This is a genomic window from Ruegeria sp. HKCCSP351, from assembly GCF_017872535.1.
Taxonomy (GTDB): Bacteria; Pseudomonadota; Alphaproteobacteria; order Rhodobacterales; family Rhodobacteraceae; genus Ruegeria.
Map to the genome: position 1 here is coordinate 11,531 of NZ_JAEDOV010000014.1, position 24,455 is coordinate 35,985.

The 24,455-nt window shown below is 61.1% G+C and carries 20 protein-coding genes; 11 read left to right on the forward strand and 9 right to left on the reverse strand.

Going from position 1 to position 24,455, the window contains the following annotated elements; all coding sequences use genetic code 11:
* Positions 1 to 6 precede the first annotated feature (6 nt).
* The 5 genes from I9182_RS19465 to I9182_RS19485 are packed head-to-tail and all read right to left on the reverse strand — an operon-like array spanning position 7 to position 4,497.
* On the reverse strand, positions 7 to 1,296 hold the full coding sequence (locus I9182_RS19465) for a TRAP transporter large permease (RefSeq protein ID WP_209599366.1): 1,290 nt from the start codon (positions 1,294 to 1,296) through the stop codon (positions 7 to 9).
* Positions 1,297 to 1,884, reverse strand: coding sequence for a TRAP transporter small permease subunit (locus I9182_RS19470; RefSeq protein WP_209507970.1), 588 nt, complete (start codon positions 1,882 to 1,884; stop codon positions 1,297 to 1,299).
* Positions 1,885 to 1,937: 53 nt separating this feature from the next.
* On the reverse strand, positions 1,938 to 2,453 hold the full coding sequence (locus I9182_RS19475; RefSeq protein ID WP_209507993.1) for a flavin reductase family protein: 516 nt from the start codon (positions 2,451 to 2,453) through the stop codon (positions 1,938 to 1,940).
* Positions 2,453 to 3,343: an aldo/keto reductase gene (locus tag I9182_RS19480; RefSeq protein WP_209599367.1), complete on the reverse strand. Its 891-nt coding sequence runs from the start codon at positions 3,341 to 3,343 to the stop codon at positions 2,453 to 2,455. Before I9182_RS19480 ends, I9182_RS19475 begins: the two co-directional genes overlap by 1 nt.
* Positions 3,343 to 4,497, reverse strand: a complete 1,155-nt coding sequence (locus I9182_RS19485; protein ID WP_209507965.1) for an LLM class flavin-dependent oxidoreductase — start codon at positions 4,495 to 4,497, stop codon at positions 3,343 to 3,345. The genes I9182_RS19480 and I9182_RS19485 overlap by 1 nt, the downstream gene beginning before the upstream one ends.
* A gap of 105 nt (positions 4,498 to 4,602) precedes the next feature.
* On the opposite strand from I9182_RS19485, the gene I9182_RS19490 reads away from it, so the two are divergent.
* The 8 genes from I9182_RS19490 (at position 4,603) to I9182_RS19525 (ending at position 16,223) form a co-directional block, all read left to right on the forward strand.
* Positions 4,603 to 5,313 (forward strand): GntR family transcriptional regulator, encoded by a 711-nt coding sequence (locus I9182_RS19490; RefSeq protein ID WP_209599368.1) that lies wholly within the window; start codon positions 4,603 to 4,605, stop codon positions 5,311 to 5,313.
* 12 nt (positions 5,314 to 5,325) lie between these two features.
* On the forward strand, positions 5,326 to 6,426 hold the full coding sequence (locus I9182_RS19495; RefSeq protein ID WP_209599369.1) for a Gfo/Idh/MocA family oxidoreductase: 1,101 nt from the start codon (positions 5,326 to 5,328) through the stop codon (positions 6,424 to 6,426).
* A gap of 243 nt (positions 6,427 to 6,669) precedes the next feature.
* Entirely contained in the window at positions 6,670 to 8,763 is a 2,094-nt protein-coding gene (locus I9182_RS19500) for a hydantoinase/oxoprolinase family protein (RefSeq protein ID WP_209599370.1), read from the forward strand.
* The gene (locus I9182_RS19505; RefSeq protein WP_209599371.1) at positions 8,763 to 10,415 is read left to right on the forward strand and encodes a hydantoinase B/oxoprolinase family protein; all 1,653 of its coding nucleotides are present in this window, start codon (positions 8,763 to 8,765) and stop codon (positions 10,413 to 10,415) included. Before I9182_RS19500 ends, I9182_RS19505 begins: the two co-directional genes overlap by 1 nt.
* The gene (locus I9182_RS19510; RefSeq protein WP_209599372.1) at positions 10,412 to 11,479 is read left to right on the forward strand and encodes a histidinol-phosphate transaminase; all 1,068 of its coding nucleotides are present in this window, start codon (positions 10,412 to 10,414) and stop codon (positions 11,477 to 11,479) included. The genes I9182_RS19505 and I9182_RS19510 overlap by 4 nt, the downstream gene beginning before the upstream one ends.
* Positions 11,476 to 12,216 (forward strand): Asp/Glu racemase, encoded by a 741-nt coding sequence (locus I9182_RS19515; protein WP_209599373.1) that lies wholly within the window; start codon positions 11,476 to 11,478, stop codon positions 12,214 to 12,216. The genes I9182_RS19510 and I9182_RS19515 overlap by 4 nt, the downstream gene beginning before the upstream one ends.
* Positions 12,217 to 12,526: 310 nt before the next feature.
* Complete coding sequence (locus I9182_RS19520; protein ID WP_209599374.1) at positions 12,527 to 13,777, forward strand: aminotransferase class V-fold PLP-dependent enzyme; 1,251 nt, start codon at positions 12,527 to 12,529, stop codon at positions 13,775 to 13,777.
* Between the two features lie 28 nt (positions 13,778 to 13,805).
* Positions 13,806 to 16,223 carry an FAD-dependent oxidoreductase gene (locus I9182_RS19525; protein ID WP_209599375.1) on the forward strand — a complete coding sequence of 806 codons (2,418 nt, stop codon included), beginning with the start codon at positions 13,806 to 13,808 and terminating at the stop codon, positions 16,221 to 16,223.
* Between the two features lie 117 nt (positions 16,224 to 16,340).
* Here I9182_RS19525 and I9182_RS19530 read toward each other — a convergent pair whose 3' ends face one another.
* Positions 16,341 to 16,922, reverse strand: a complete 582-nt coding sequence (locus tag I9182_RS19530; protein ID WP_209507947.1) for a UbiX family flavin prenyltransferase — start codon at positions 16,920 to 16,922, stop codon at positions 16,341 to 16,343.
* The gene (locus I9182_RS19535) at positions 16,919 to 18,427 is read right to left on the reverse strand and encodes a UbiD family decarboxylase (protein WP_209599385.1); all 1,509 of its coding nucleotides are present in this window, start codon (positions 18,425 to 18,427) and stop codon (positions 16,919 to 16,921) included. Before I9182_RS19535 ends, I9182_RS19530 begins: the two co-directional genes overlap by 4 nt.
* Positions 18,428 to 18,563: 136 nt before the next feature.
* Here I9182_RS19535 and I9182_RS19540 point away from each other — a divergent pair, with 136 nt between their 5' ends.
* The 3 genes from I9182_RS19540 to I9182_RS19550 are packed head-to-tail and all read left to right on the forward strand — an operon-like array spanning position 18,564 to position 21,008.
* A complete protein-coding gene (locus I9182_RS19540) occupies positions 18,564 to 19,106 on the forward strand; it encodes an SCP2 sterol-binding domain-containing protein (RefSeq protein ID WP_245222755.1) in 543 nt (180 codons plus the stop codon).
* Positions 19,106 to 20,083 (forward strand): peptidase U32 family protein, encoded by a 978-nt coding sequence (locus I9182_RS19545; RefSeq protein ID WP_209599386.1) that lies wholly within the window; start codon positions 19,106 to 19,108, stop codon positions 20,081 to 20,083. The genes I9182_RS19540 and I9182_RS19545 overlap by 1 nt, the downstream gene beginning before the upstream one ends.
* A gap of 4 nt (positions 20,084 to 20,087) precedes the next feature.
* Positions 20,088 to 21,008, forward strand: a complete 921-nt coding sequence (locus I9182_RS19550; RefSeq protein ID WP_209599376.1) for a U32 family peptidase — start codon at positions 20,088 to 20,090, stop codon at positions 21,006 to 21,008.
* A gap of 87 nt (positions 21,009 to 21,095) precedes the next feature.
* Here I9182_RS19550 and I9182_RS19555 read toward each other — a convergent pair whose 3' ends face one another.
* The gene (locus I9182_RS19555; protein WP_209599377.1) at positions 21,096 to 22,238 is read right to left on the reverse strand and encodes an amidohydrolase; all 1,143 of its coding nucleotides are present in this window, start codon (positions 22,236 to 22,238) and stop codon (positions 21,096 to 21,098) included.
* 181 nt (positions 22,239 to 22,419) lie between these two features.
* Positions 22,420 to 24,438, reverse strand: a complete 2,019-nt coding sequence (locus tag I9182_RS19560; protein ID WP_209599378.1) for a CocE/NonD family hydrolase — start codon at positions 24,436 to 24,438, stop codon at positions 22,420 to 22,422.
* Positions 24,439 to 24,455 lie beyond the last annotated feature (17 nt).

Consider the following 24,455-nt stretch of genomic DNA (forward strand, 5'->3'; position numbering starts at 1 on the left):
ACTCAGTTAGTTGGCAAATCCCGTTATCCTCGGGATCGTCATGGATAGTGCGGGGATGTAGGTGATCAGAAAGATCACGATGATTTCGACCGCCAGAAACGGCAGGATCGCCTTGGCGATTGTCTCGACCCGCTCCCGCGACACGGCGGCGGCCACGAACAGCACCAGCCCCATAGGGGGCGTTGCAAGGCCGACGGTCAGATTGACGCTCATGATAATGGCGAAATGGATCGGGTCTACACCGAGACTGGTGAAAATCGGGCCAAGGATAGGCCCAAGGATGATGATCGCAGGGCCTGCGTCCAGAAACATCCCGACGATAAACAACAACAGGTTGATCAGGAACAACAGGATCAGCGGATTTTCCGACAGGCTGAGGATCAACGAGGCCAATTGTTCCGGGGCGTGGCTCAGGCTGACCACGGTCTTGAACGCCATTGCTGCGCCAACCAACAACAACACCACGGCCGACGTCATACCTGCATTGCTCAGAACGTCGGGAATTTCCCTCAGGGTCAGTGTGCGCAGAACGAAAAACCCGATGATAAACGCGTAGCCCACAGCGACTGCCGCGGCTTCGGTCGGGGTAAATATACCCCCCAGAATGCCGCCCAGAATGATCACCGGCGTCATCAGCGGGAAGAACGCCTTGAGGCTGGCCTTGCGCCGCTCATCCCATGTGTATTTCCGGCTGGCGACGGGAAAATCGTACTTGTCGGCCATGAATTTGATCATCACCATCAGGCCGACACCCACCATGATTCCGGGCACGATGCCTGCAAGAAACAGGGCGGCCACGCTTTCACCCATGACATAGGCATAGATGATCATAATGCCCGAGGGCGGGATGATCGGCCCGATCACCGAACTCGCGGCTGTGATGGCGGCGGCGAATTTTCGGGTGTAGCCCTGTTTTTCCATCGCCGGGATCAGCATCGACCCCAGGGCGGATGTGTCAGCCACCGCAGATCCCGAAAGGCCCGCGAACAGGATCGAGCTCAGCACGTTTACATGCGCCAGCCCGCCGCGCAGATGGCCCATCAGGGCCTGGCTGAATTCGACAAGGCGGATGGTGATGCCGCCACGGTTCATCATTTCCCCGGCCAGCATGAAGAACGGGATGGCCATCAGCGGAAAGCTGTCCATACCGTTGTAGACATTGCGATAAAGCAGGGTGATGTCATTCGTCTGTCCGTTCAGCCACAGCAGAATGCCGGGTGCTGCCAGAAGCGCGAAAAAGACCGGCAGGCCAATCAGCAGGAAAATCAGGAACGTAGGCAGGAACCAGATCAGCATCTATTCGGCCCCCACGGCTGCGTCGGGAATGTCCGGCAAAAGATGCGCGCCGCCAAGCAGGGTGACCACGGAACGCAGGATAAGCTCGATATTGACCGAGATCAGCAGAATGATCCCCACCAGCAGCGAAGCCATCATCCAGCTGCGCGGAATGCGATACCACTCGTCAAACCCAAGCGATGTCGGCAGGTACAGGGCGGCGGTGGCGAACCTGCCGCCAAAGCCCGTGACCTCGGACCAGCCGATATTGACCGCAACCAAAAGCACGGCCAGCGAGATCAGCAGGAGGAACAGATTGAGCGACAGGCCGAGCATACGCGGCAGAAACCGTTGCAGCATGTCGATAGCTACAAACCCGCCGCGCCGAAAGGCCGTCGGTGCCATCAATCCGGTCATCCACAACATACAGAACCGCGCGGCCTCATCCGGCCAGGGCAGGGCGTTGCCCAGAACGTATCGGAAGAACACCTGAATCAGGATTGCGATAACCATGAATGCAATCGCAACAACGCCAACCGCGCGGCCCAGACGCAGCACGGTTTCGTTCACAAATGCAATCGGCGCAAGCACCGATGCCAGTCCGCCCATGCGGATCCTCCCTTGTTCAGCCGCAGGTGTGTCCCGCGGTCGTCAGATCGCGCTTAGTGCTGCGCGAATTGGCCCATTTTCCCGGCATAGAACGTCAGCGCGTCGCCGTCGCTCATGCTGGCCTTCAGGACTTTGCCCACCACGATCACGTGATCGCCCGCGTCGTGATAGGCATGTTGTTCGCATTCAAACCGTGCCAGACAATCCGACAGCAGCGGGGTGCCGTTTGCACAGCGCTCGTGCCGGATGTCGCGCAGGGCATGGGCATCTTTCGAGCAGCCAAAACACAGCTCGGCCTGCGCAGACGATAACACATGCACCGTGAAATGCGGTGCCGCGCGAAAATAGGGGAACCGGCGCGAGTTGCGGTCTCCGGCCCACATGATCAGTGGCGGGTCCAGCGACAGGGAAGAAAAGCTGTTGGCTGTGATGCAGATCGGGCCATCACCGCTGTCGCATGTCACGATGGTAACGCCGGTTGCAAACCGCCCAAAAGCATCCCGCAGGGTCCGGGTGTCGTCCTTGGTTGGCACAAAGGTGTGGGTCATGTTTCTTGAGATTGCGTTCATCATGCTACCTCATGCCCCAGCGCCGCCTCGTATAGGCGGAACCAGGTTTCGCGGTCAATTGTGACTTTCAGCGCGTCCGAGATGCGTTTGATACGGTTCAGGTTGTTGGTGCCCAGAACCGGCAGAATGCCCGCCGGATGAGCCAGCAGAAAGGCCACCGCCACAGCGGCCCGGTCTACACCGAACTCCTCTGCGATTTCATCGGCAACAACCCCAACGGGTGGGTTTCCGGCCATCAACAGTCCACCCCCCAGCGGCGACCACGCCATAAGATGGTGCCCGTGCTGTTGGTGAAACGCCAGATCTCCATTGGTGAAAGGGGCGATCTCGCCCAGTGAGATCTCGATCTGGTTGGTGACCAGCCGGGTTTTCATCGCCGATTGCAGCAGGGTCCAGTCCCACGGACGGAAGTTCGAAACACCAACCGCGCCTACCTTGCCGCTGGCGACAGCCTCATCCAGCGCAGCGCCGGTTTCGTGGTGGTCCATGAACGGATCGGGGCGGTGGATCAGCAACAGATCGATGTGGTCGATGGCCATTTCCGACAGCGACATATTGATGGACTTCAGGATATGCGCGCGCGAGGTGTCATAGTATTTGACCTTCGCATCTGAATGCCGCCCCACGGGCGCGACGATGTCACATTTGGTGACGATCTCCATCTTCTGGCGCAGGCCGGGATTGGCGCGCAAGGCGTTGCCCAGAACGGCTTCGGCCGCGTATCCGCCATATATGTCGGCCTGATCGAAGGTGGTGATGCCCTGATCAAGGCAGGCTTGAATCTTGGCCTCGACATGCCCTGCCGAGGTGTCGCTATCGTCACCCAGCCGCCACATGCCATAGACAAGGCGGCTCATTTCCAGCGTCGGGGATAGTTTCACGCGTTGCATCAGCGGCGCACTCCGTTGCCCAGCGGTGTGGCCGGGGGTGTCTTGGGCACACGCCCGTATGCTTCGGGCAGCGAGCATGTTTTCAGATGCGGCATCACACGCGCACCGAAATGCTTGGCCTCATCCATGTGCGGATAGCCCGAGAAGATGAAAGCGCGAATGCCCATCTTCCGGTAATCTTCGATCTTTGACATGACCTGATCGGTTGATCCGACCAGTGCCGCACCACAGCCCGAACGGGCGCGGCCGACGCCGGTCCACAGACCGGGTTCCACATAGCCATATTCATCCGCCAGATCACGATTCCTGGCCTGATGCGCCACGCCAAGCGACGTTGCATCCAACGCCCGCTCGCGGATCGCGCGGCCATAGTCGTCATCCAGTTTTGAAACGATGTAATCCGCGTATTCCTGCGCCTCGGCTTCGGTATCGCGAACGATCATGTGAACCCGCAGGCCGTAATCCAGCGTGCGGTCGTAGTTTTCCGCCACTGCATGAACAGCCTTCATCCGCTCGGCCAGTTGATCCTTGGTTTCCGGCCACATCAGGTACACATCACAATGCTCGCCGCACAGCTCCAGCGCCGAGGGCGAATAGCCTCCGAAATACAGCAGCGGGCCACCAGTCTGATAGGGCCGCGCCGGGTCGGTTGTCAGACCTGTAAAGTTGTAGACCTCGCCCGCATGGTTAATCTCGTCCTGTGTCCAGGCCTGTTTCAGGATCTCGACCACTTCGCGCGAGCGTTGATAGCGATAGGCACTGTCGGCCTTTTCACCTGGAAAATCGGATGAAATGATGTTGACGGTCAGCCGCCCCTTCAGCATGTGATCCAGCGTCGCGATCGTGCGGGCCAGCATGATCGGCTGCATCTCGCCGCAGCGCACGGCAGCCAACAGGTTGATCTTTTGCGTGATCGGTGCACAACCGGCGACAAAGCTCAGCGTGTCCTGCCCAACTTGATATGATGACGGGCACAGGATGTTGCGGAACCCCTGCGCCTCGGCCTCTTTCACGATGGCCGAGCAATGCTCCCAGCTGGAGCGCAGATCACCATCGGGCACACCCAGGAACTGATAATCGTCCGAACATAAGGCGGCGAACCACGAAACCTCGGCCGCATCCAGATCAGGGGATGTGATGGGGACGATGGTCATTTGATTCACGCTCCGTGCATCTTTTACTTTCCTCTTGCGTAGCAATCACATTGATGTAGATCAATAGTGTATCAATTTTTCCTGCGACCGAATGAAGCGCCTGAAATGCCCCCCAACACCCGAAACCCCAATGCGCTGCCTATCTACGTTCAGATTGCCGAGCTGCTGATCCGCGATATCGCTGCAGGCCGTTTGATCGATGGTGAGCGTCTGCCCCCGGAACGCGACATGGCGGCCGAGCTGAACGTGTCGGTCGGCACGCTGCGAAAATCGCTCGCCGAGCTTGAGAAAAAAGGCATGTTGGAGCGTATTCAGGGTTCAGGAAATTACATCCGCGAGACCGGAACCCAGAACAGCGTCTACGCGATGTTCCGGCTGGAACTGCCCCAAGGGGGCGGGTTGCCGCGTGCGGATATCCTGTCGGTCGATCATCTGAAGAAACCTTCCGATCTGCCGGATTTTGGCACCTCGGACACCGGATCGCGCGTACGTCGGATGCGCTATCTGAATGACACAATCATCGCGGTCGAGGAAATCTGGCTGGACGAATCAGCCGGCCTGATCAAGCGAAGCCTGCTGTCAGACTCGCTCTATCGCTATTATCAGCACCAGCTGGGCTTCTGGATATCACGGGCCGAAGATCGCGTATCGATTGGTCAGCTGCCCGATTGGACGCCCGTGGCGTTCACCAAAGCCACCGGTGAAGCGGTGGGCTATATCGAACGGTTCAGCTGGTCGGACAAGGCCGAACCTGTCGAATTTTCCAAGACCTGGTTCGACCCGGACCGGGCCACCTATGTCCAACGTCTGAAGTAAAAGGAAACGCGCATGACCCGGACCATCAATTACGGGCTGATCGGATGTGGCATGATGGGGCAGGAACACCTGCACAACATCGCCCTGCTGGACGGCACGCGTGTCGCGGCGATATTCGAACCCGATCCCGGGATGGCAAAAGCCGCGCAGGCGATTGCGCCGGGTGCGGTTATGGCACGCTCGGTGCAAGAGGTGTTGGATATCGAAGACCTGGACTGCTTGGTCATCGCCAGCCCAAATCACATGCATGTCGACCAGATCTGTGAAATCGCGCAAACGCGCCCCTTGCCGCTATTGGTGGAAAAGCCCCTGTTCACCAACCCCCAGGACGCCGCAAGGCTAGAGAAGGTTCAGCGCGACTATCCACACCCGATCTGGGTCGCAATGGAATACCGCTATATGCCGCCCATCGCGACCCTGATCGACAAGATCGGTGACACAGGCGGGGTCAGGATGCTGTCGATCCGGGAACATCGCTTTCCATTTCTGCGCAAAGTCGGCGACTGGAACCGGTTCAACCGCAACACCGGCGGCACTTTTGTTGAAAAATGCTGCCACTTCTTCGATCTGATGCGGTTGATCCTGCAATCCGACCCGGTGCGGATCACCGCAAGCGGCGGGCAGGCGGTGAACCATCTGGACGAAACTTACGGGGGCGAAACACCCGATATACTGGATCACGGCTATGTTCTGGTCGATTTCGCCAATGGCGCGCGCGCGATGCTCGAGCTGTGCATGTTCGCCGAAGGCGCCCGCTATCAGGAAGAGATTTCGGCCATCGGGCCCAACGCCAAGGTCGAGGCTCTGGTGCCGGGGCCGGGACGGTTCTGGCCCGACCATCTGGGATCGCCGCCCGTGCCGCAGGTCATCGTCAGCCCGCGGGACCCCAAGGGGCCAATATCGCACGATATCCCTGTCGATCCCCGCTTGCTGGCTGCCGGTGACCACAACGGCTCGACCTATTATCAGCACAGGGGGTTTCTGGATCTGGTGCGCGGGCACAAGGCCAAACCGGATGTGACAGTGCATGACGGTCTGTGGGCTGTAAGAATGGGACTGGCGGCGCAGCAGGCCCTGCAAACCGGCGAAACGGTTCACCTAAAGCACCTTTAGACTGACCCCGGGCAAGTTCAGTGTAGACAGGTCTGCGGCGACAAATGTGTCGCTTGCGGGCCAATCTGTCGTAAATCAGCTAGTGAAGCGGGGCGCAGTAGGGGACAAAACTGTATGACCTGTCAGTGTATTCCCACCCGCCTTGATCGCCGTGCGACCGGCTGTGATCTGGTCACGACGCGCCGGTAACCGCCCTGCGGGGCCGTTCTGCCTGCCTGCTTTCAGACGACAACGGAATACCTCATGACAACCGCTCTGCGCCTCGCCATCGATATTGGCGGCACTTTTACCGACACGGTCCTCGTCTCGGGTGATGAGACGATACTGGCCTCTACCAAAACCCTGACCACCCACCAGAACCCGGCAGAAGGCGCACTGGAGGGCGCACGGCGCGTCATGGCGCAGGCTGGCCGGTCGCTGAATGATGTCACCGGATTTATTCACGGAACCACTCTGGCGACCAACGCGCTGATCGAACGGCGCGGGGCGGTCGTGACCACGGTCTGCACCGAAGGGTTCCGCGATATTCTCGATATCGGGTACGAGCGTCGGTATTCCCAATACGACATCAACCTTGAAAAGCCAGACATGCTGGTGCCGCGCGAACGCTCGCTGACCGTATGCGAACGCATGTCGGCAGAAGGCAAGGTGCTGATTGAATTGGATGAAGGGCAAGTAGATCGTTTGCTGGCCGAGATTGACGCCAGCGCGGCCGAGGCGGTGGCCATCTGCCTGATGCATTCCTACGCCAACCCGACCCACGAACGGCGTTTGCGCGATCTTATGGCGCGACACCGCCCCGGTTTGACCGTCTCGATCTCGTCCGATGTCAGCCCCGAGGCGCGTGAGTTTGACCGGCTCTGCACCACTGTGGCCAACGCCTATATTCAGCCGTTGATGGATAGCTATCTGACCCGGTTTGTGGATCAGTTCACGGCCGAGGGCGTAACCTGTCCGATCCTGATGATGACGGCAGGCGGAGGTATGTGCACGATCGGCACCGCAACGCGTTTCCCCATTCGTCTGGTGGAATCCGGCCCCGCCGGAGGGGCCATTCTGGCCGCCCGCATCGCGGCGCGTGCCGGGTTGGATCAGGTCCTGTCATTTGACGTCGGTGGCACCACGGCCAAGCTCTGCCTGATCGACAAGGCGCGCCCCCAGACCTCGCGCTCATTCGAAATCGCCCGCGCGGCACGGTTCATCAAGGGGTCGGGAATGCCGGTGCGCATTCCGGTGATCGAGATGATTGAAATCGGTGCTGGTGGTGGTTCGATCGCGGGTGTTGACCGTCTCGGGCGTCTGACGGTCGGGCCGAAATCGGCAGGCTCGGAACCCGGACCGGTCGCCTTCATGCGCGGCGGCATCGATCCGACCGTGACCGACAGTGACATCACTCTGGGCTATATCGTGCCCGACACCTTTGCCGAGGGGCATATCCAGCTGGACCCTGCTGGCGCCAAGGCCGCCCTGAGACGTGTGATCGGGGACAAACTGGGGCTGGATGCGACAGGTGCGGCAGATGGGGTCAGCCGCATCGTTGTCGAAAGCATGGCCAGCGCCGGGCGGATGCATGCGGTTGAAAGCGGCAAGGACCTCGGCCCGCGCACCATGATTGCCTTTGGTGGCAACGGGCCGCTGCATGCCACCCGCGTCGCCCGGTCCGCCGGGGTGTCGCGTATCGTGATCCCGCCCAATCCCGGTGTCGGTTCGGCGGTTGGGTTCCTGTTTGCCCCGGTATCCTTCGAAATCGTCCGCTCGCGCTATTCCCTGCTCGACAGCATGGACATGGACGGGATGAACGCCCTGTTCGATACGATGATTGCCGAAGCAAAAGAGGTCGTCGCCCAAGGGGCAGGGGACGCACCCACCGAAACCCTGCGCACCGCCTTCATGCGCTATAGCGGGCAGGGGCATGAGATCGAGATTACCTTGCCGGACCGCGCCCTGACGCACCGGGATATCGCCCAGCTGACGGCTGCATTCGAAAGGGAATACCGCAAACAATTCTCACGCCCCGTGCCGGGGATGAAGATCGAGATTCTCAACTGGGCGGTTCGCGTTGCCACCCCGGGCAAAGCGGTGCCCGTGGTGTCGGAAACACCCGGCCAAACCGCATTTCAGGTCACGCAGACACGCCCCATCACCTGTGATCTGGATGGCACGGTAAAACAGGCCGCCTTTGTCGCCCGCGCCGATATGTGCCCCGGAGACTATGTGGCAGGCCCCGCGCTGATCCATGAACCACAAACAACCACACTCGTATCCGCCGATTTCTCGGCCCAGATGGACGCAATCGGCAACCTTGTCCTGATACAGGATCAGAAAGGAGGCGCATAATGACCGCTGATCTGTCCCCCGCCCGCCTGCAAGTGATGTGGAACCGCCTGCTGGCAGTGGTCGAAGAACAGGGCCAGACCCTGATCCGCGCGGCTTTCTCGCCCATCGTGCGCGAATGCGGCGACATTTCCGCCGGGATATTCGACGTGAATGGCCGGATGCTGGCGCAGGCCGTGACCGGTACTCCGGGCCATATCAATACCATGGCCGAGGCCGTGCTGCACCTGCGCGCCCGTTTCGCGGTGCAGGATATGCGCCCCGGCGACATCTACATGACGAACGACCCTTGGCTGGCCTCGGGGCATCTGAACGACTTCCTGCTGATGATGCCCGCGTTCAAGGACGGCAGGGTGGTGGGCTTTACCTCATGCACCTCGCATCTGGTGGATCTAGGTGGTCTTGGCATGGGGCCTGAAGGCTCGGACATCTATGACGAAGGCCTGCTGATCCCGCCTTGCAAATTGGTCGAGGCCGGAACGCCCAACGCGCTGCTGATGGATATCATCCGCGCCAACTCGCGCGAGCCTGTGGCCAATGAGGGCGACATCTACGCCCTGATCGCCTGTTGCGAGGCTGGGGTGAACCGCCTTGTTGCGATGATGGAGGAGTTCGGGATCGATGATCTGGACACGCTTGGCACATATATCATCGACACCTCGCGCAAAGGTGCGCTGCAGGCCATCGCCGAGGTGCCCGAAGGCGTGTACAAAAACGTGCTGCGCATGGACGGCTATGAGGCTGAGCTGGAGCTGCACGCAACGCTCACCGTCACCAAAGAGGGGATGCATGTCGATTTCACGGGCACGTCCGGGTGTTCTAAAAAGGGCATCAACGTGCCTTTGAACTATGCCACCGCCTATACGGTCTTTGCCCTGCGTTGCATCGTCGGGCCGGATATCCCGAACAACGCGGGCTCGCTGGAACCTTTCACGGTGGACGGCCCCAAGGGTTGCATCCTGAACGCCCAGCATCCGGTGCCAGTGGCCATGCGGCATACGCTGGGGCAGGTCACACCGGATCTGGTTCTGGGCTGCCTGCATCAGGCGCTGCCCGATCAGGTGCCCGCCGAAGGGGCGTCGTGCATGTTCGACCTGCCAATGCGCCACGCGCCCGAAGTGGCGGCGATTGGCGGGCGCGAATTTGCCATCGAACCCGTTCACAATGGCGGTACCGGGGCGCGGCCCCACGCGGATGGCCTGTCTGCGACAGCCTACCCTTCGGGGGTGTTCGGCTCGCAGGTCGAAATAACCGAAAGTGTCGCACCGGTGATCATGTGGCGACGCGAATTGTTGCCCGACTCGGGCGGCGCAGGCCAGTTCAGGGGCGGATTGGGTCAGCGGATCGAGATGACGTCCGCGAACGATGCCCCCTTCATCGTCTTCCTGTCGGTCGAACGTCTGAAATTCCCGGCTCTGGGTCGTATGGGCGGCCTGCCCGGCGCGCCGGGACGTATCCGGTTTCGCGATGGCGGCGGCGACATTCCGGGCAAGGGCGAGCTACGTGTGGAAAGCGGCGATTACCTGATCTTTGACACCCCCGGCGGCGGCGGCTTTGGCGATCCGGCCGTGCGCGACCCAAAGGCGCTGGCGCTGGACCTCAGGCGCGGTCTGGTCACGGAAGAAGGGGCCAAAGCCTATGGGGGTGCTTCATGATCCGCGCGGTTGATCACATTCGAGCCATGGCAGCCTATGCGCTGGCCGATCTGGGCGGGCAGGACACTGTATCGCTGGCCCAGAATGAAAGCGCCTTTCCGGTCAGCCCTGCCGCAATTGCGGCGGGGCAGGCGGCATTGCACCGGATGCCGCTTTATCCCGATCCCGACTGGTCGGACCTGCGCGCCGCCATCGCTCAGGGGCACGGGGTACCAGCCGACAACATCCTGTGCGGTGCCGGATCGATGGAGTTGATCGGCTGCCTGATCCGCGCCTATTCAGGGCCGGGCGACCATGTATTGGGCACGGATTACGGCTATGCCTATATGGCCTCAGCCACGGCGCAGGTGCGGGCAGAGTATGTGAAAGCCCGCGAGGTTGATCTGACCGTCTCGGTCGATGACATTCTGGCCGCTGTCACATCTGATACCCGGATCGTCTTTGTCTGCAACCCCGGCAACCCGACCGGCACCCTGATCCCGAATGCCGAGGTCATCCGCCTGCGCGACACCCTGCCCGGGAACGTGCTGCTGGTGGTCGATCAGGCCTATGCCGAATTCGCCGATCGCGATCACGACCCGGCTGAAATCTTTGCCCTCGTCGCACGTGGGGATACTGTGGTCATACGCACCTTCTCAAAGGCTTACGGTCTGGCGGGTGGGCGCGTGGGTTGGGGTCTTTTCCCGGCTGAGGTCGCGATTGAGCTGCGAAAGCTGCTCAACCCCAACAACGTATCAACCCCCTCTCAGGCCATGGCAACAGCAGCGATGCAGGATCAGCCCCACATGCGCGACACGGTTGCCAGAACTGCCGCCATCCGGGATCGCTTTGCCGATGAGTGCCGGGCGCTGGGATTATCTGTTCCGCGCAGCCACACCAATTTTGTCCTGATCCGCTTTGCCGATGCCGCGACGGCGCAAAAAGCAGATACCGCGTTGCGCAAAGCGGGTTTGCTGACGCGCGGAATGGGCGCCTATGGCCTCGCGGATTGCCTGCGCGCCACGATCTGCGACACGGCGGTGATGCAGCGCTGCCTGACTGTTCTGAAAGAGGTGACGTCATGATCTTTGAAACCCGGACACGGGCCAAAATCGGGGTGCTGGTGCCCTTTACCAACACCAATCTCGAAGCCGACATGATGTTGATGCGCTGCCCGGACACGACGGTGCATTTTCAGCGAATGGGTGGCTATGACGTGGATGAGATCCCCGGATCGGATCAAATGGCGGGTCTGGGGGCCTCGGATATCAGCCATGACCTCAAGATGATCTCGGGCGTTCGGCCCGATGCGGTGCTCTATGGCTGTACCTCGGCCACGCTGACCCATGGCTCGTCCTTTGATCGAAAGCTGGCGCAGGACATCAGGGCCGCGTCGGGCGCCGTGTGTATTACCGCCGCAGGGGCGCTGGTTGGCGCGATCCATGCGCTTGGCGTGTCCCGGGTCGGTTTTTCTTCGCCCTATCTGGGCGAGATCAACACGCAGGCCATGGATTTTCTGACGCAGAACCGGATCGCAACGGTGAAATGCGCGGATATCGGCCGCGAGCTGGGCAATTACGGGCAGGGTGAACTGACCCCGGACGAGGTTTTCGACCTTGCCATGCAGGCCGACCACCCAAAGGCCGAGGCCATCATACTCAGCTGCACCGACATGCGCGCGGTCGAGGCCATAGACCGGATCGAAACAGCCCTTGATAAACCTGTTGTAACGTCCAACCAGGCCATGATGTTTGCCCTGATGCGGGCGCTTGACCTGCCAAGGCACAGAAGTGTTCCGGGGCGGGTGTTTGATCTGCTATAGCCGTGGGTCAGACAAAAGAACGGAATCCGCCCCGGACGGCTGCCTGCCTCAAAGGCAATTGCGACCCGGCATATGGGGCGGGAAATCTGGCCACCCCAACGCGCCGTGTCGCAGATGTGACTGTATTTACGTCGCAAAGGAACAAGATACCGCGTCCTCTACGCCATAGTCGGAATAAGGGCCGCTCGGGATTGAAGTACATGTTGAACCAGCCGCACAGTCACGGGAGATTTGGCCTGCCCCGCGGGGAAACCATCTTAGGCTTGTCTGAAACATCATACGTTCACAAAACACAAAGGTGCCGCTTTTCATGAGCCAAATTTCGGAAAATCTTCTGAACCAGATCCGCGACCGTTTTGCCCAGATCGATCACTGCCCCGAACAGGGCGAGCGGATATTTTTCGAAAACGCCGGTGGGGCTTTGACACTGAAATCCGTGCTGGACAGCTCGGCGCGTCATGCCGCAATCCCCGACAATCAGGGGCGCGACAATCCGGGGTCTCATGCGCTGGTTGCCACGATCAACGCGGCCAAGGCCGATATGCGGGATTTCATGAATGCACCCGGTGGTCAGTTCTTTGTCGGTGAAAGCGGTACCGAGCTTCTGTTCCGGCTGATCATGAACGCCTGTCTGGGAACCGGTCCGGGGATTGTGCTGGGATCGACACTGGAACACCCTGCCACACGCTCAGCCTGTGATCGCTGGGCCCGCATTGCCGGGCAGACCCATGTGCTGGTGCCCCATGATGACGACACCGGCACCGTAACAGCCGGGGCCTATGCCGCAGCTGTTACCCCCAACACCAAAGTGGCGACAATCCTGCACACCTCACCCGTGACGGGCATGGGCGTCGATGTGGCCGCTGTTTCGCAGGCTATTCGCGCCGTGGCGCCAGACTGTTTCATCATTGTCGATGGCATCCAGCACGCCGCCCATGGCCAGATTGACCTGAGCGCGTATGACGTCGACGGCTACGTGATCTCGCCCTACAAGGTGTTTTCGCGCCATGGCTACGGCGTGGCGTGGATTTCCGACCGGATGACCCGGCTTGAACACAATGCCCTGTTGGACGGCCCGGCAGATAACTGGGAAATGGGCACGCGCGACACCGGGGCTTATGCGACCATGTCCGACGTTGTGTCTTATTTCGAATGGCTCGGCAGTCAGGTCAGCGACGCCACCGACCGGCGTTCCAGATTTCTGGCAGCGGGTAACGCCATCCACGCGCAGGAAAAGGCACTGACCGACGCGATGATCCACGGCACTGGCAACCTGAGCGGACTGGCCGAGATGGAGAAAGTCACCATTCTGGGCGGTGCCGACAACCCCGCTCGCGAAGGGCTGGTGTCGCTGCGCGTTCAGGGTGTGGCCTCGGCAGATGTCGTCAAACGGCTGAACGATGAAGGTATTCGCACCCATTTGCGCAAGGCCGACCATTACTCTGGCAACATATTGACACCGCTGGGTTATGACGCCTGCGTCCGGGTCTCGATGTGCCACTACAACTCAATCGGCGAAGTCGCCAGATTTCTGGCTGTCATGAAAGAAATCGCCGCCTGAGCTACGGCGGACCAAGGGACATGCACTCATGAAAACTCATGCACAAGCTGTCGTGATCGGAGGGGGCCTTGCGGGCTGTTCGATCCTGTACCATCTGGCCAAGCTTGGCTGGACCGACGTTGTCCTGCTGGAACGGAATGAGTTGACCTCCGGCTCGACCTGGCACGCAGCGGCGAATATCCACGGGTTGCACGACAACAACAACATCACCCGTATCCAGCATTATACGATGAATCTGTATAAACAGCTGGAACAGGAAACCGGCCAAAGCTGCGGCGTATTCCAGCCCGGCTCGCTCTATCTGGCCCAGACCGAAGAGCGTGAGCAGCAGTTGCGCCTGCAAGAGGCGAAAGCCCGGTTCTATGGTCTGAACTTCTACGAAGTCAGCCGTGAAGAAGCCAAGGAACTGCATCCGCTGGCGCAGTTCGATGACATCCGCTGCGTCATGTACGAACCCGATGGCGGCAATGTCGACCCGTCGGGCGTGCCGCATGCCTATGCCGCCGGGGCCCGTGCGATGGGGGCCACTATTGAACGGTTCTGCCCGGTGACAGCGACCGAAAAACAGCCCGACGGCAGCTGGATCGTGCGCACGCCCAAAGGCGACATTCACACGCAGTGGGTTGTCAACGCCGCCGGTCTCTGGGGCCGCGAGGTAGCGGCGCTGGCGGGTCTGACCCTGCCGCTGCAACCGACCGAGCATCAGTATTTCGTGACCGAAAGCATCGACGAGGTCGCCAGTCTGGGCCGTCGTTTGCCCTCGATCGCTGACCGCGACGGCGAATATTACTTCCGGCAGGAAGGCAACGGCCTTCTGATCGGAGCTTATGAGAAAGATATGAAGTTCTGGGCCGAGGACGGCACGCCGCTCGACTTCGCGCATGATTTGTTCCCCGACGATCTGGACCGGATCATGGAAAACGTCATCCGCGCCACCGAACGCGTGCCAGTTGCGGCCACTGCCGGGGTGAAACGCGTGATCAACGGCCCGATGATCTGGTCGCCCGACGCCAACATGCTCTGGGGGCCGGTGCCCGAGCTGAAGAACTATTTCCTCTGCGGCGGTCTGATCCCCGGCTTCTCGCAATCCGGGGGCTTGGGTCTGCTGGCGGCGCAATGGATGATCGAGGGCGAGCCGCAATACGACATGTTCGCCTGGGATCTGGCCCGGTTTGGCGACTGGGCTGACAAGAAATTCACCAAGGCCCGCGTTCGGGATGCCTACACCCACCGCTTCAAGATCCATTTCCCCAACGAGGAACGCAGCGCAGGCCGCCCGGCCCGTATACGCCCCGCCTATGAGATGCAGAAGCAGATGGGCAGTGTCTTTGGCCTCAATTGCGGCTGGGAACATTCGCTCTGGTTCGCCGATGAACCCGAGGTGGAAGAGACCACCGGTTTTACCCGCCAGAACTGGTGGGAGCCCGTAGGCCGTGAGGTGCAGATGCTGCGCGACAGCGTGGGCGTGATCGATATCTCGAACTTCGCCAATTACGTGATCAAGGGCCCCGGTGCCCATGACTGGCTGGACCGTCTGGTGGCCAATCGGGTGCCCACCGAAGTGGGGCGCAGCTGCCTGACGCCGCTGATCTCGGTTCGCGGTGGCGTGGCGGGTGATTTCACCATCACCAAGCTGGCCGAGGATGAATACATGATGATCGGGTCGGGCATGGCCGAACGCTATCATCAGCGCTTCTTTCAAATGGTGGAAATGCCCGAGGGCACAACTCTTGAGGTCGCCACCGACCGCATCGCAGGGTTCAACATCGCAGGCCCCAGGTCACGCGAAGCGCTGGCGCGCCTGACCAATGCAGACCTTTCCAACGAAGCGTTCCGCTTCATGCGGTCGCGAAAGATCACCGTTGCAGGTGTTGATTGCGTGGCCATACGGGTCAGCTTTACCGGCGATCTGGGCTGGGAACTGCACTGCGCCGAGGGGGATCAGGTGGCGCTCTACACCGCCCTGCTTGTAGCCGCCAAAGACTGTAATGGCGGTCCGGTGGGCGGGCGCGCGCTGGGGGCGCTGCGGATCGAAAAGGGCTATGGCTCGTGGGGGCGCGAGTATTCTCAGGAATACTGGCCGCAAGAGGTCGGGCTGGCGGGTCTGATCAAACTGGACAAGGATTTCCTGCACAAAGACGCCTATCTGTCCGTCAAGGACAACCCCGCGCGCGAGGTGCTGTCCGTCTTCGAACTGGATGTGACCGAAGATGCCGACGCAACCGGGGGCGAGCCGATCTTTACCCCCGATGGCACGCCCGTGGGCCGTGTCACGTCGGGGGCGTTCGGCTATTCGGTCGGGAAATCGCTGGCGCTGGGGTTCCGCAACCCAAACACGGCACAGCCGGGCGATGAGGTGGTCATTCAGGTCATCGGTAAACCGCACAAGGCGCGCGTACTGGCCGAGGCACCGTTTGACCCGACGGGCGCCAGGTTGCGGTGCTAACGCTCAAATCCTGTCTACAGGCAAGCAAGGCCACTAAGACGCTCCAAAAGATGCCTCGTCCCGGCCCTTCAGGCGACTTCATCTTTTTCCAAATACTCCCGCCGGAGGCGTCCGAACTCACCCACCTGCGCATTGCGGGCGCCACTCTTGTGCCACCGGCTCACAAATGCGCAGGCAGTCCACTGCGCGTGCGGCGATCTGGGACACGATATCCATCAGGGTGTCGGGCTTCAGATAAAACGCAGGAACCGGGGGCAGGATGATGGCCCCCATTTCTGCCGCCGCCGTCATGTTGCGTAAATGGGCCAGCGTCAGCGGCGCTTCACGTGTCAGTAAAACCAACGGCCTGCGTTCCTTGAGCTGAACACTGGCGGCGCGCGTCAGCAGGTTATCGTCCAGCCCATGCGCAATCGCGGCAAGCGTTCGCATGGAGCAGGGCGCAACGATCATGCCGGATACTGGAACCGACCCGGACGCAATGCTGGCACCGATATCAGCGCTCGGGTGATGCCGCGTCGTCAGTTGCCGCAGGTTTGGCAAAGCGTCCGGGCCGCATTCCTGCGCAAGTGTCCGCATCCCGGCTGCGCTGACCACAAGATCGGTCTCGATATCCGATGACGCCAGACACCGGGCCACGGCAAGGCTCAACGCCGCGCCTGACGCACCGGATACCCCCAAAACAACACGGGCGTTTGTCATGCTCTCAGCTCCGGTATCAATCGGTTTACAAGGTCTTCCGCAAAGGAGTGATCACCATCCGCAGTGCGCATGACCGTCCCCCATTCCCGCAGCGTTTCACTGCCCAGTTTCGTCGTGGCGTCGATGCCGATTTTTCCGGCCAGACCGGGTTCGGGCGATGCAAAATCCAGATAATCCATAGGTGTCCTGTCCAGCACCATCACATCCCGGCCCGGGTCCATGCGTGTGGCAAGCGCCCAGGCAATATCCCCCCAGTTTCGGGGGTCGATATCGGCATCGATTGCGATGATCATTTTCGTATAGCTGAATTGCGGCAGCATTCCCCACAGGGCCATCATCACGCGACGGGCCTGCCCCGGATACCGTTTGTCGATGGCAACGATTGCGATGCGATAGGAACAGGCAGCGGGCGGCAGCCAAAGATCGTGGATTTCGGGGATTTGCGCGCGGATGGTCGGCAGGGCCAGGCGGTTGAACACCTCGCCAATGATCGATGGCTCGTCCGGTGGCCGCCCGGTATAGGTGGAAAGATACAGCGGCGCGTCCCGATGGGTGACAGCGCTGACCTGCATCACCGGAAAGGGTTCAGCCGGGTTGTAATAGCCGGTGTGATCCCCAAAAGGCCCCTCGGGGGCGGTCTCGCTTGGTGAAACCCAACCTTCCAGAACAATCTCGGCATCAGCAGGGACCAGCAGGGGGATGGTTCTGGCCGGGATCAGATGTGGTCGCTTCTGGTTCAGGGCTCCGGCAAATGTCAGCTCGGATACCGCCTCTGGCAGTGGCAAGGCCGCCGACAATAGCGTCGCGGGGCTTGCGCCCAGCACAATGGCGACGGGCATCTTTTCGGCGCACCTCGCCCAGTTTCTGTGATGCGCCGCGCCGCCGCGATGAGGCAGCCAGCGCATGATGACACGGTTCCGGTCCAGCACCTGAATGCGGTAAACGCCCGCGTTATAGCCTTGCGCCGCGTTGGCATCGCTGCCGTAGGGCCGGGTAAGGACCACGGGCCACGTGATCAGCGGCCCCACATCACCGGGCCAGTGGGTCTGGACCGGCAGTGCGGTCAGGTCCACATCCGCCCCGCTGTGGCAGTGGCTTTGAACCGGGGCCGTTCTGACCAGTTTCGGTCGGGTCGACAGGGCCGCCTTCAGCATCGGCCATCTGGCCAGCGCGTCCCGCACCCCGTCCGGCGGCGTCGGGGCTCGCAGCGCGGCCAGAAAGGCCCCCAGATCGTCCAGCCCGTCGGGTGTGACACCCAGCCCGGCAGCAACCCGTTCCGCCGTTCCGAACAGGTTGACGACGACCGGGGTATCGAACCGATCAGTGGCCACGTCTGTCGGATGGTCAAATTGCAGAACCGGCCCGCCCGCCTCAAGCACGGCGCGGTGAACGGCAGTCATCTGATGGCGTACGGAAACCGGATCAGGGATGCGCCTGAATTGTCCGGTGTCTTCGCACCATTTCAGAAAACGCCGAAGGCTGGGATATTGCGGCAGGGTGCGAATGGGGCTGCTCCGACAGTGGTTTCCACCCTCTAGCAACGAAAGCGAGGGGTCGAATTGACAACCGTCAAGTCACCCCTGTTGCGATCGCCCTAGGAAGGCATCCAAGGTCACAACGTTGAGACAGCAGGAGGTCTCATTGCCCGTTCCTGAGAGCCCGATACCGCGCTGCCCGGCGGCTTTGGCGGTCACGCTTCGGATAGCCCCGCTTGCCCCCTTGTCGCTGTCGCTGACGGTCTTCACGCGCCGGATCGCAAGGAAAAACCCGGAAATGTTTCAACGGCTTGGCGCATACGGAAGATCAGTTTTCGTTCTTGATCCGACCGATCTGCCTGTTGTCCTGCTGCTGGATCCGAATGGCGGTGCCCCAAAGGTGACACTGACCCGGCGCAGCGGGACAGGGGTTGCGCGTGTTTCCGGCCCTCTGGCGGCCCTTCTTGGGCTGGTTCACGGCGCATTTGACGGCGATGCACTGTTCTTCTCACGTGATCTGGTGATCGAGGGCGATACGGCTGCGGCGCTGGCCCTGCGCAATGCAATCGACGACGCGGAACTGGACCTCGCGCACGAGGCCGCAACCCTCTCCGGCCCGCTTGCGCGCCCGCTCAAGCAGCTCATCACTTTGGTGGAGCGTCGAACCGGCCTGTACCTGACCCGACTGGAAGATACTGTACTATGGTGATGGAAATCGTCTGCCCGGCAGGAACGCCCGCCGCCTTGCGCGCAGCCGTCAAGGCCGGGGCGCATACGGTCTATTGCGGCTTCAATGACGAAACCAACGCCCGCAACTTTCCCGGTCTGAACTTCGACCGGGACGAAATGCGCGCAGGCGTTGCCTTTGCCCATGACCACGGGGCCAGGGTACTGGTCGCGATCAACACGTTTCCCCGCGCCGGCAACGAAGCAATCTGGCACCGCGCGGTGGCCGATGCGGAAACCTGCGGCGCGGATGCCGTGATCCTCGCCGATATAGGGTTGCTGGATTATGCCGCGCGCAACCATCCGGGGCTGCGCAGGCACCTGTCCGTGCAGGCCGCTGCCGCAAATGCCGATGTGATCAACTTCTATGCCGAAACCTTCGGCGTCAAACGCGTGGTCCTGCCGCGCGTGCTGTCGGTTCCCGAAATCGCCGCCATCAACGCCGAAACAGAAGTCGAGACCGAGGTTTTTGTGTTCGGCGGGCTTTGCGTGATGGCCGAAGGCCGCTGTTCACTGTCCTCTTACGCCACCGGGTTGTCTCCGAACATGAACGGCGTGTGCTCGCCCGCCAGCCATGTCGAATACCAGAACGATCAGGGCGCGCTGAACACGCGCCTGGGTGGCTACCTGATCCACCGGGTCGAACGAAACCAGCCCGCACCCTATCCGACCTTGTGCAAAGGGTGCTTTTCCGCAGGTGAAAAGACGGGCCACCTGTTCGAAGACCCGGTCAGCCTGAACGCGGAACGGCTGATCCCGCAATTGCAGAAGGCCGGTGTCACCGCGCTGAAGATCGAAGGGCGCCAGCGCTCGAAATCCTACGTTGCGCAGGTGGTTCGGAACTTCCGTGCCGCTGTCGACGCGCTTGAGGCCGGGCGCCCTCTGCCCGAGGGGATGTTGGCCCGTTTGTCCGAAGGGCAGGCCATGACAACCGGCGCATACAAAAAGACCTGGAGATAGCGTGATGGAACTGACCGTTGGCCCCAACCAGTTTTTCTGGCCCGCCGAGAACTGGATGTCTTTTTATGGGGATCTGGCCCATGCCTCCGTCGATCGCATCGTGCTGGGCGAGCTGGTTTGTTCCAAGCGCCTGCCGTTTTATCAGGACCGGATCCCCGACGCGATTACCCGACTGGTTGAGGCTGGCAAACAGGTTGCGCTGACCAGTCTTGCTCTGGTGACGCTCAAGCGTGAACGCAAGCTGACCGCCGATCTGGCGGATCTGGGGGTCACGGTCGAGATCAACGACCTGACCGCGCTGGCGCATCTGCCCCAGAACACGGCTTTCGATGTCGGACCCCTGATCAATGTCTATAACGAAGGCACATTGGCATGGCTGGCGTCACGTGGCGCGCGCCGCATTTGCCTGCCACCGGAACTGCCAATCGCCTCGGTCAGGGTTCTGGCACAAGCCGCCGCCAGTCTGGGTGTCGCAGTCGAGGTTTGGGGCCATGGTCGCCTGCCATTGGCCATCTCCGGCCGGTGTTACCACGCGCGCCTGCATGGGCGCAGCAAAGACAACTGCCAGTTTGCCTGCGAAAACGACCCCGACGGGCTGGATGTGCTGACCGGCGATGGACAGCCATTCACGGCCATGAACGGCGTGCAGACCTTGTCAGACAGCTATGCCTGCACGGATCATCAGGTCGAGTTGCTGCAAAGCGCGGGCGTCTCGGCCCTGCGACTGTCGCCGCAATCTCAGGGGTTCCCAAGGCTGTGTGCGCTCTACCGACAGCGGCTGGATGGTCAGCTTGGCAGGGGCGATCTGGAACATGCGCTGCGCGCGGACGATCCCGGTAAAAGGCTAAGCGATGGGTTCCTGACCGGCGAATCCGGCGCTGAATGGTCGGGTTCGGCATGCGCGCCCATAGAAGCTGCACGCTGATCATTCCGGAAAAGACCGGCATCCGAACCCGAATTTTCAGCACGACCTGAACAGCGAACCTGAAAATCCAAGGATCGACCCGCGCATTCAGGTGGGCACTGGCAGACGTTGCCGCACCAGTTCGGCCCACAGATTTGCCCCCAATGGCAGCAGCGCGTCGTTGAAATCATAATCGTCCGCGTGCAGGGGGCGGCCATTCGACCCCTCGGCTCCATTGCCGATCAGCAGAAAACACCCCGGAACCGCAGCCGCAAATTCTGCGAAATCCTCGGAAAACGACATGGCGATCCGGTCGCCGTCAACCTCCAGACCCAGCGTTTTTGCAGCTGAAACCACATGGGTTGCGGCATCGGCATCGTTGATTGCCTCGATGAATTCGGCCCGGAAATCCACCGTCACCGCGACACCGTGGCTTTCCGCCACGCCCGCCGCGATCTGCCGCATGTGGTGTTCAATCCGCTCGCGGTCCTCGGGCGACATCGCCCGTGCGTCCCCTTTCAACACCGTTCGACCCGGCAGGACGTTGCGCTGCCCATCGGTGATGAACTCGGTCACGGAAACGACCGCGCCAGACGACGGGGCAAGCTTACGCGAAACGATGGTTTGCAAAGCCAGAACAAGCTCTGCTGCGGGCGTGATTGTCTCGCGCCCGACATGGGGCATCGAGGCATGGCCGCCCTGACCGGTGATGGTGATCTCGAACAGGCTTTCGCTGCAACAAATGACACCGGCACGGGTTGAAACCCGCCCAACGGGTTCACCCGGCAGATTGTGAGCGCCATAGACTTCGTCAATCGGGAAATCCCGCAGGACGCCTTCCTCAATCATCGCTCGTGCGCCCAGCCCGTGCTCCTCATTGGGCTGGAACAGGAAGACAACGGTGCCGTCAAAATCCTGATCCCTGGCCAAAAGCTCGGCCGCGCCCAGCAGCATCGTCGTATGGCCGTCATGGCCGCAGGCATGCATCACGCCCGGGTTCTGAGATTTGTAGGCAAAGCTGTTGACCTCAGTGATGGGCAGCGCGTCGAAATCCGCGCGCAAACCGATGGATCGGTTGCCATGACCCGCTCGCAGAACACCAACAACGCCGACACCCTCATGCACCTCGATGCCAAGGTTTCTCAGGTGATCGGCGATCCGGGCCTTGGTCCAGTCCTCCTGAAAGCCAAGCTCGGGGTTGCGGTGAAACTCATGCCGCAGGGCGCGCAGGTTTTCGGAAAAACTCGTCATGGCTACACTCCTTCGTCCTTCTTCCTTGTGCCATTGCTACAGGGTTTTGCAATCCCGCTAAAAGATCGGTTCCGATTGATTCACGTTGCCCCCGGATGAGCGCCCTGAACAGTTTCGATCCTGCGAGCGGCCCACCAACCCGCGCACCGCAAGACGGGCAGGTCTGTAAACCATTCTGCGCCTACATCCCGTTGCGGGGGATGACAAAAGACCGTTCTTCCTCAAAGATCAGATCGGCACCCGACCACGCCTTTAGGCGAGCGGTCAGGTGAAATTCGGTCGCTGTCGCCCTTTGTTCGGAATGGGTCCAGATCTTGGCTGACCACCCTTCGCGGTCGAAACCGGCGGTTTGCTCCATTGTGGCCACTGCCGACAATGGATCACCCGGCTGGATGGTATAGCGTCGATCCGACATATCGCTCAGCACCGTGCCGGTATCGTCAAGGCGAATATCGCCCACCGGCCCAAAGACACCGCCGTCAAGGAAATACCTGTGTGTCACCCCGCCATTGGTCAGATCGGTGTGGACCGAACGCTCCATCGACCCGGAGCGGACGTTTGTCTTCCGCGGGGCGACGTCGGGACGCTGAGGTTCTGGCAGAGGGCGTGGGGCTGGCGCGTCATCTCGCTGGCTGCGCACGGGCAGGATCAGCCGCGATGTGCCGGGCCGGATCGTCAGCGTAACCGGCTCGGGCGCTGGCCACAGAACCGGCCAATAGGCAGACGCGATTTGCAGAACGATGCGATGACCCGCCAACACCCGATAACCGGTTCCATAAAGCGGGACAGTCACGTGCATATCTTCGCCCGGTGTGATCGGCACCGGTTCAGTGTCGCTGATCCGGTGCGTCAGGTTGCAGAACCCGCGTGCAATCAATGTCTGCGCGCCATCCGGGGCCTCATCCACCAGCAAGGCCGCAACGAAACCCTGCGTCCGATCGGCAGAAACAGTCAGGTCAACCGAGGGTTGGCCAAGAATATCAACGGGCTTTTCCAAGGGCTCTGCTTTGAATTGCAGCGCCCCTGCGGCTTCGATCCGGCAATCTGCGGCCATATCTCCGGGTATTGCAAAAGAACACATGTCGCCCGCTGCGGCCCCGAAATTCTGTGGCGAACAAACCGCCATCACCCCGCCCGACCCGGCGGAGGCGTCCAGCGTTCCGTCATTCAGCCACAAGGGCTGGTCTTGGACATTTGGCGATGGCCAGCTCGGCTCCTCGATCCACCGCCCTTCGCGGTGCACATGTGTCCCGGACGGGGCGGCACTGTCTTGCATGAAAAACCTCAAGGGCAGCTCGTCCATCAGGCCGGTGTCGATCCCCTTCAGCCAATGGTCCCAGAACCGGATCACCTCGCCGACGAAATCGACCCGGGGCCCCGGCACCCCTTCTTGCGGATACAGATGCGCCCAGGGGCCCATCAGGATCTTGACCGGCCCGCTCAGGTGTTCCGCGATGCGGAACGGCGTGTCGCGATACAGGTCCATCCATCCGCCAAAGAAATACACCGGCACATCGACATCCGCATAGTTTTCGCAGATCGAGCCGCGCCGCCACATGTCGTCATGGGTCTGATGTTCCAGCCACATGGCGGGCCAGAATTCGACCCCCTCCAACCGTGCGCGCCACATGTCGATCCAGCGATCCGCGCCCACGATCTCGGGGTCGGGCGGCATGGCATTGTACAGCTGCATGATCGAGCCCCACCAGAAATTGTCATTGGCCAGACAGCCGCCGTAAAAGTGAATATCCTCGCGCCAGCGGTCATCCGTTCCCATCACCGGCGCAATCGCCTTCAGCGCTGGTGGGCGGGTCGCGGCCACCTGAAAGGCGTTATACGCCCCCCAGCTTTTTCCGAACATTCCGACATTTCCGTCGCACCAGTCCTGAGCTGCAATCCACTGGATGATGTCGTGCCCATCCTGAATCTCCTGATGCGAATACTCATCCTCGGGGATCCCGTCGCTGTCACCATAACCGCGGATATCCACCCGGATCGACGCATAGCCTGCTGCGGCGAAATGCGGATGCATGCTTTCATCCCGCATCCGGGTGCGATCCCGGCGGCGATAGGGAATGTATTCCAGAACACAGGGAACAGGCGTTGTTCGGGCCGAGCGGGGCAGCCAAAGCCGTGCCGCAAGCCTTGCGCCGTCCGGCATGGGGATCCAAACGGTTTCGATGACCTCTGTGTTGCTCATGTCCGGTCCTTTGTCTG

Bases quoted from the DNA above. Each gene is read 5' to 3' on its own strand.
- I9182_RS19465 (WP_209599366.1), bottom strand. From the start codon at position 1,296: ATGCTGATCTGGTTCCTGCCTACGTTCCTGATTTTCCTGCTGATTGGC.
- I9182_RS19470 (WP_209507970.1), bottom strand. From the start codon at position 1,884: ATGGGCGGACTGGCATCGGTGCTTGCGCCGATTGCATTTGTGAACGAA.
- I9182_RS19475 (WP_209507993.1), bottom strand. From the start codon at position 2,453: ATGAACGCAATCTCAAGAAACATGACCCACACCTTTGTGCCAACCAAG.
- I9182_RS19480 (WP_209599367.1), bottom strand. From the start codon at position 3,343: ATGCAACGCGTGAAACTATCCCCGACGCTGGAAATGAGCCGCCTTGTC.
- I9182_RS19485 (WP_209507965.1), bottom strand. From the start codon at position 4,497: ATGACCATCGTCCCCATCACATCCCCTGATCTGGATGCGGCCGAGGTT.
- I9182_RS19490 (WP_209599368.1), top strand. From the start codon at position 4,603: ATGCCCCCCAACACCCGAAACCCCAATGCGCTGCCTATCTACGTTCAG.
- I9182_RS19495 (WP_209599369.1), top strand. From the start codon at position 5,326: ATGACCCGGACCATCAATTACGGGCTGATCGGATGTGGCATGATGGGG.
- I9182_RS19500 (WP_209599370.1), top strand. From the start codon at position 6,670: ATGACAACCGCTCTGCGCCTCGCCATCGATATTGGCGGCACTTTTACC.
- I9182_RS19505 (WP_209599371.1), top strand. From the start codon at position 8,763: ATGACCGCTGATCTGTCCCCCGCCCGCCTGCAAGTGATGTGGAACCGC.
- I9182_RS19510 (WP_209599372.1), top strand. From the start codon at position 10,412: ATGATCCGCGCGGTTGATCACATTCGAGCCATGGCAGCCTATGCGCTG.
- I9182_RS19515 (WP_209599373.1), top strand. From the start codon at position 11,476: ATGATCTTTGAAACCCGGACACGGGCCAAAATCGGGGTGCTGGTGCCC.
- I9182_RS19520 (WP_209599374.1), top strand. From the start codon at position 12,527: ATGAGCCAAATTTCGGAAAATCTTCTGAACCAGATCCGCGACCGTTTT.
- I9182_RS19525 (WP_209599375.1), top strand. From the start codon at position 13,806: ATGAAAACTCATGCACAAGCTGTCGTGATCGGAGGGGGCCTTGCGGGC.
- I9182_RS19530 (WP_209507947.1), bottom strand. From the start codon at position 16,922: ATGACAAACGCCCGTGTTGTTTTGGGGGTATCCGGTGCGTCAGGCGCG.
- I9182_RS19545 (WP_209599386.1), top strand. From the start codon at position 19,106: ATGGAAATCGTCTGCCCGGCAGGAACGCCCGCCGCCTTGCGCGCAGCC.
- I9182_RS19550 (WP_209599376.1), top strand. From the start codon at position 20,088: ATGGAACTGACCGTTGGCCCCAACCAGTTTTTCTGGCCCGCCGAGAAC.
- I9182_RS19555 (WP_209599377.1), bottom strand. From the start codon at position 22,238: ATGACGAGTTTTTCCGAAAACCTGCGCGCCCTGCGGCATGAGTTTCAC.
- I9182_RS19560 (WP_209599378.1), bottom strand. From the start codon at position 24,438: ATGAGCAACACAGAGGTCATCGAAACCGTTTGGATCCCCATGCCGGAC.